Source organism: Neobacillus sedimentimangrovi (assembly GCF_010614825.1).
Classification (GTDB): Bacteria; Bacillota; Bacilli; order Bacillales; family Cytobacillaceae; genus Neobacillus; species Neobacillus thermocopriae.
Genome location: NZ_JAAFZF010000043.1, coordinates 21,767 through 28,350, shown reverse-complemented (window position 1 = coordinate 28,350; position 6,584 = coordinate 21,767). Strand labels below are relative to the sequence as shown.

Annotated in this window: 4 protein-coding genes and 1 pseudogene; 4 read left to right on the top strand and 1 reads right to left on the bottom strand. The window is 41.6% G+C overall.

What is annotated here, in order from left to right; all coding sequences use genetic code 11:
- Positions 1 to 157 (top strand): annotated as a pseudogene (locus GZA11_RS16780) (group II intron reverse transcriptase/maturase); the annotation flags it as partial.
- A 75-nt stretch (positions 158 to 232) separates the two neighbouring features.
- Here the strand turns inward: GZA11_RS16780 and GZA11_RS13025 are convergent.
- Positions 233 to 1,624 carry a phospholipase D-like domain-containing protein gene (locus GZA11_RS13025; RefSeq protein WP_163184148.1) on the bottom strand — a complete coding sequence of 464 codons (1,392 nt, stop codon included), beginning with the start codon at positions 1,622 to 1,624 and terminating at the stop codon, positions 233 to 235.
- Positions 1,625 to 1,816: 192 nt separating this feature from the next.
- Between GZA11_RS13025 and GZA11_RS13020 the strand changes: the two genes are divergently transcribed.
- The 3 genes from GZA11_RS13020 to GZA11_RS13010 all read left to right on the top strand — a co-directional run bounded on the left by GZA11_RS13020 (position 1,817) and on the right by GZA11_RS13010 (position 6,401).
- Complete coding sequence (locus tag GZA11_RS13020; RefSeq protein WP_163184146.1) at positions 1,817 to 3,928, top strand: heterodisulfide reductase-related iron-sulfur binding cluster; 2,112 nt, start codon at positions 1,817 to 1,819, stop codon at positions 3,926 to 3,928.
- A 299-nt stretch (positions 3,929 to 4,227) separates the two neighbouring features.
- A complete protein-coding gene (locus tag GZA11_RS13015; protein ID WP_163184144.1) occupies positions 4,228 to 5,415 on the top strand; it encodes an acetyl-CoA C-acetyltransferase in 1,188 nt (395 codons plus the stop codon).
- Between the two features lie 134 nt (positions 5,416 to 5,549).
- A complete protein-coding gene (locus tag GZA11_RS13010) occupies positions 5,550 to 6,401 on the top strand; it encodes a 3-hydroxybutyryl-CoA dehydrogenase (protein ID WP_038537870.1) in 852 nt (283 codons plus the stop codon).
- The last annotated feature ends 183 nt before the right edge of the window (positions 6,402 to 6,584 follow it).

Below are 6,584 nucleotides of genomic sequence, written 5' to 3'. Positions count from 1 at the left end.
TGAATGGAAAGCTTATGAATGGGGGAACAGTCGTAAAGGTTATTGGCGAATCTCAAAAAGTCCCATATTACACAGAACCCTTGGAAACTCCTATTGGAGTAACCAAGGGCTTAAAAGTCTACAGAAACGTTATGAATTCTTGCGTCATTTATCTTGATTGAACCGCCGTATACGGAACCGTACGTACGGTGGTGTGAGAGGACGGGGGTTAATCACCCCCTCCTACTCGATTTTATAAAAAGTAAGAAATGGCTCCTGCGAGTTTTTCTTTGATCGTTCTGGTAAGGTTCGGTTGATTGAGTGTTTCAAGTGTCAGGCGTTTTGAGTCTTGGATGTCTTTTTGGATGATTTGTTTAACTTGATCGATAAATGCCGGATCATAGATATAGCAATTGATTTCTTTGTTAAGATATAGGCTGCGTTTGTCTAAGTTGGCGGTTCCTAGTTCACAGATTTTATTGTCAATCACTAAGGCTTTAGCATGGTAAAAACCATTCTGAAAATGATAGACGATAGCTCCGGCTTGAAGTAGTGGTCGTAAATAGCGGTAAGAAGCTTCTTGAACAAGAATATGATCAGAAACAAATGGGACTAAGATTGTTAAGTGTACACCTCTTTGGACTGCATTTAGCAATTCCTTAAGTATTTTCTTACTTGGAATAAAATAAGGAGTGCCAATGATAATTGATTTTTCAGCTTCCTGAATGAGGCGGATAAACATTTCCTCTAGTTGAAAAGCTTCTGTTGACATAATTTGATGTTGGATTTTCCCCTTCGGTAGTTCAGGAAAATAATCTACGTGGCTTTCCATTTGGACCAAAGGACGCTTGGTTGACTCTTTTGTCGATGTATGGGCTTCTTTTGCCCCTCCGTAAAATTCAACAGCTGCTTCAGCTAATCCCCATCCGTGATGGCCCACTCGGATACTTTCAGGAAAATTAAAGTGTGTCTTTTGAGAGTTTTTCTTTCCCTCCTGTGAAGGTGTAATAGGAGGAAGCATTTGAATTCCAGTACATTGCTGCCAGTCCACTAAAAACTCTTGCTGCAAAAAATGGACACCTTCACCTGTGATTTTAAGATGATAATCACGCCAAGGACTTAACTTAGGATCTTGGTCAATATATTCTAACCCAATGTTAAATCCGCCAAGATAGCCAATTCTTCCATCAATAACCGTTATTTTACGGTGATTTCGTACTTGGGAAGAATAGAACAGATATGGCAGTTTGACTTTGTTAATGAAAGCAAATTGCACGCCTTCTTTTCTTAGTGATTTTATAGTGTTTTTTTTCACCTTCCAGCTGCCAAGTCGGTCGAGCATTAAACGAACTTCTACGCCCTCTTTAGCTTTTTCTTTTAAAATCTCAAGAAATTCTTGACTGAATGAATCCTCTTTTACAATATAAAACAACACATGGATATGTTTTTCCGCTCTCCGAAGTTCCGTAAAAAAATCTCTAAATAAATCTTTGCCCGTTGAAAAAATTTCAAATTCGCTGTACAAGACAGGGCTTTCCATCTTCCTTAGAGTAGAAAGATGCTTCCTTCGTCCTAAGTTGAAATCTAATAATAGCCATATAAGAATTAACATAATCATTCCAAATATAATGAGTACAACATTCATCAGAATTCTTCCCCCAATCCGTTGAGTTAGTTTTTCCAAATCCACTCGTTTCTATAAGTTTTAGAATTCCGACAAAAAACTCATTGACTGAATGCTCACTCATAATATAATAGAGATAAGGTTAGTCAGAAAATTAATTATTTTCTACAACTTAAGAACATTCGGGGAGATATTTAGAAAGGAGAGGAGTACATGAACGGTCTGTTATGGGTAAATTTTATTGCGTTTCTTTCTGTAACCGCTTACTCAGTCTATCTGTTTATCTATGTTGTCAAAACTCGGATCGAATATATTAAGCTTGGCAAAAAAGTAGAGTTTGACAACAACGTGAAAGAGCGGCTCCAAAAAATTTGGGTCAATGTTTTTGGGCAAAAGAAGCTCCTGAAAGATAAGAAAAGTGGTATTATTCACGTTATGTTTTTTTATGGCTTTATTCTTGTGCAATTCGGGGCTATCGATTTTATTTGGAAAGGGTTAGTACCGGGATCACATTTGCCTTTAGGTCCGCTGTATCCAGGATTTACTTTCTTCCAAGAAATTGTCACCTTAATGATCTTAGTAGCCGTTATTTGGGCGTTTTATCGCCGTTATATTGAAAAATTAGTTCGCCTTAAACGCAATTTTAAATCAGGTCTTGTCTTATTATTTATCGGTGGATTGATGCTTTCTGTTCTTTTTGGAAATGGTATGAGTATGATTTGGCATGGCCATGAAGGGACTTGGACAGAACCAGTTGCCTCCTTGATTGCTGGAATTTTTTCCGGCATTGGTGAAACCACTGCCATTGTTCTCTTCTACGTAGCATGGTGGATTCATCTTTTATTCTTGTTAACATTTTTAGTCTACGTGCCACAGTCCAAGCATGCTCACTTAATTGCTGGTCCGGCCAATGTATACTTTAACCGTTTGGATAAACCGGGAAAATTAAAGAAAATTGACTTTGAAGATGAGACACAGGAAACCTTCGGAGTTGGAAAGATTGAAGACTTCACTCAGTTGCAAATGATTGATTTCTATGCTTGTGTGGAATGCGGCCGTTGTACCAATATGTGTCCAGCTACTGGTACGGGTAAAATGCTGTCGCCTATGGATCTTATTTTGAAGCTGCGTGACCACTTAACAAATCATGGTGCGGCCGTGACGTCGAAGCAGCCATGGGTGCCGACTTTCGCGTTTAGCCATACAAAAGGGAATCAGCTTGCTCTAGCAGCTACGGGACAGGGGGCTAATGAATCAGCTGCTACACTTGTTTATAGTCCAAGTCTGATCGGTGATGTCATTACTGAAGAAGAAATTTGGGCTTGTACAACATGCCGCAACTGTGAAGATCAATGTCCAGTCATGAACGAACATGTGGAAAAAATTATAGACTTGCGCCGCTATCTTGTTTTAACCGAAGGAAAAATGGACGCAGATGCTCAGCGTGCAATCACCAATATTGAACGTCAAGGCAACCCGTGGGGGTTAAATAGAAAAGAGCGCGAAACATGGCGTGAAGCCCGTGAAGATGTTCATGTGCCTACTGTAAAAGAAATGAATAAAGCAGGTGAGGAGTTCGAATACCTTTTCTGGGTTGGTTCCATGGGTTCTTATGACAATCGCAGTCAGAAGATTGCCTTATCTTTTGCAAAATTATTAAATGAAGCAGGCGTGAAATTTGCGATTCTTGGAAATAAAGAAAAGAACTCCGGTGACACCGTTCGCCGCCTTGGAAATGAATTCTTGTTCCAAGAACTTGCAGCTAATAATATTGCGGAAATTGAAAAAGCAGGCGTGAAAAAAATTGTTACGATCGACCCGCACGCCTACAATATTTTCAAAAATGAATACCCGGATTTTGGTTTAGAAGCAGAAGTATACCATCATACAGAGGTTCTGTTCGAACTAGTCCGCGATGGTCGTTTGAAGCCAAAGTATGTGGTGAACGAAACCATTACGTTCCATGATTCGTGCTATTTGGGTCGATATAACGATGTATACGATCCACCACGTGAAATCTTAAAAGCCATTCCAGGGGTGAAACTGGTGGAAATGGAACGTAATCGCGAAAAAGGAATGTGCTGTGGTGCGGGCGGAGGCCTAATGTGGATGGAGGAAGAAACTGGCCACCGTATCAATGTAGCAAGAACAGAGCAGGCACTTGCCGTGAATCCATCCGTTATTAGCTCTGGTTGTCCATACTGCTTAACCATGCTTTCTGATGGGACGAAGGCGAAGGAAGTTGAGGACAAGGTGGCTACTTACGATGTTGCGGAGCTACTAGAAAAAGCCGTCTGTGGAGAACCAACGACAGTTGCATCTTAATGAACCTGTATCCTATTAGAAAAATTTCTTCATTAGCAGAGGTTAATTTTTAGCAGAATTCATAAAAGTTTACGAATTTTGTGTAAAGTCATTCAACTTCTGCTAATTTTTTTGTACAATAGAACCAAAGGGATAAAACGCTTACATTTCTTAGCGAATTGCTTACGTAGGCAGATAGGGCCTGCGTTCCTTTTGGAAGAATGGATGAGCGAGCGTTCGGTCAATTTTTTTACAAACTAATGACTGAAAATTAGGAATAGGCATAATTGAAAATGAATTGAGGGAAAGGGAGTGTTTTTATGGGAAGAACAGTTATTTTAAGCGGTGTTCGAACACCATTTGGAAAATTTGGCGGTGCATTAAGTAGTTTGACGGCCGCGCAGCTGGGCGGAATCGCCATCAAGGAAGCACTAAAACGTGCAGAGGTAAAACCAGAAGAGGTTCAGGAAGTCATTTTTGGGTCCGTATTACAGGGCGGTCAGGGACAAATTCCTTCACGTCAGGCTGCACGCCATGCAGGCCTACCTTGGGAAGTGAAAACGGAAACCATCAACAAAGTATGTGCTTCAGGATTGCGCAGTGTTACTTTGGCTGATCAAATCATTCGAGCCGGAGATGAGGAAGTCATTGTGGCAGGTGGAATGGAATCAATGAGTAATGCGCCGTATCTATTACCAAAGGCAAGATGGGGTCTCCGTATGGGCAACGCTTCTGTACAAGATTTAATGATTCATGATGGTTTAAGTTGTAGCTTTACGGGAGTGCACATGGGAACCTATGGAAACTCGACTGCCTATGAGATGGAAATCAGCCGTGAGGCCCAGGATGAGTGGGCTTTCAGAAGCCACCAACGTGCGATTGCCGCGATGGAGAAAGGAATCTTGGCAGAAGAAATTGTCTCTGTCGAAGTTTCACAACGAAAAGGTGAACCTGTGATTGTTGAGCATGATGAAGCACCAAGAAAAGATACTTCTTTAGAAAAACTGGCTAAACTTGGCCCTGCTTTTAATGGAGAAGGAACGATTACAGCTGGTAATGCACCAGGGGTCAATGATGGTGCGGGAGCTCTCGTTCTGATGAGTGAGGAGCGTGCTCTTCGTGAAGGTAGAAAGGTGGAGGCGGTTATCATCGGTCAGGCGGCCATTGCGGTGGAGGCGAAGGACTTTCCAAAAACTCCTGGCCTTGTTATTCAAGAAATTTTACGAAAAACTGGCAAGAGCCTTGCGGATATCGATTTGTTTGAAATAAATGAGGCATTTGCGGCAGTGGCGCTAGCGAGCAGTCAAATTGCCGGACTTGACCCGGAAAAGGTCAATGTTAATGGTGGTGCGGTGGCTCTTGGTCATCCAATTGGTGCTAGTGGAGCGCGCATTATCATCACGTTAATGCACGAATTGAAACGGCGCGGCGGAGGCATCGGTGTGGCAGCCATTTGTAGTGGCGGAGGTCAAGGAGACGCCATCATGATTGAAGTGCCAAAATCATAGATTGATAGGTTTTGTGATTGGATGAGGGTATACATTACTTTTGGTTGACTAATTCTTTTATCTAAAAATGTTCATTTATTAAATCAATTAAGCACAGCCGGATGAGTTTCCGGCTGGAAATGGAGGGTGACAACATGAAAGTAGAAAAAGTAATGGTCGTAGGTGCAGGACAAATGGGGTCCGGTATCGCCCAAGTTTGTGCTCAAGCAGGTTACATAGTTTTATTAAATGATTTGAAGCCAGAGTTTGTGGAGCGCGGCCTTGGAGTGATTAACAAAAATCTTTCCCGAAATGTGGAAAAAGGAAGAATGACAGAGGAGCAAAAACAAGCCGTTTTAGACCGAATCACGGTTTCCACTGATCTTCAGGATGCTGCTGAGGTCGACCTTGTGATTGAAGCTGCTGTTGAAAATATGGAGGTTAAATCCAATATTTTTGCACAGCTCGATAAAATTGCTCCGGCTCACGCGATATTAGCGAGCAATACATCTTCACTCCCAATTACAGAAATTGCAGCGGCGACGAATCGTCCGGACAAGGTAATCGGCATGCATTTTATGAATCCGGTTCCAGTAATGAAGTTAGTGGAAATTATTCGCGGACTTGCTACATCTGATGAGGTATATCAAGTGATTGAAGATATGACCAAGTCATTAAGTAAAGTACCAGTTGAAGTTAACGATTTCCCGGGATTTGTTTCGAACCGTGTGCTCATGCCAATGATTAATGAAGCGATTTACACGCTTTATGAAGGGGTGGCAACAAAGGAAGCTATTGATGAGGTCATGAAACTCGGTATGAATCATCCAATGGGACCATTAACATTGGCTGACTTTATCGGGTTGGATACATGCCTATACATTATGGAAACCCTGCATGAAGGTTTTGGTGATGACAAATACCGTCCATGCCCACTACTACGAAAATATGTAAAAGCAGGCTGGCTTGGAAGGAAAACTGGCCGCGGGTTTTATGTGTATGAATAGGCACGCTCGCGATTTTTAGTAAACGTTTGCAATTTAATAGAAATGAATACCCACATAAAGTGCCTATAAACGCCGGAACCTAGGGAAAAATTTGTGGGAAAAGCTAGCAAAGGCATAACCAACCAAAACCGTACATTGCAAAAATTTGCTCTATTTTTTGAAAGGGGTTGCACCTATGAGCAC

What these genes read in the sequence shown, in the direction of transcription:
- GZA11_RS13020 (WP_163184146.1), top strand. Translation starts at nt 1,817, where the DNA reads ATGAACGGTCTGTTATGGGTAAATTTTATTGCGTTTCTTTCTGTAACC.
- GZA11_RS13010 (WP_038537870.1), top strand. Translation starts at nt 5,550, where the DNA reads ATGAAAGTAGAAAAAGTAATGGTCGTAGGTGCAGGACAAATGGGGTCC.
- GZA11_RS13025 (WP_163184148.1), bottom strand. Translation starts at nt 1,624, where the DNA reads ATGAATGTTGTACTCATTATATTTGGAATGATTATGTTAATTCTTATA.
- GZA11_RS13015 (WP_163184144.1), top strand. Translation starts at nt 4,228, where the DNA reads ATGGGAAGAACAGTTATTTTAAGCGGTGTTCGAACACCATTTGGAAAA.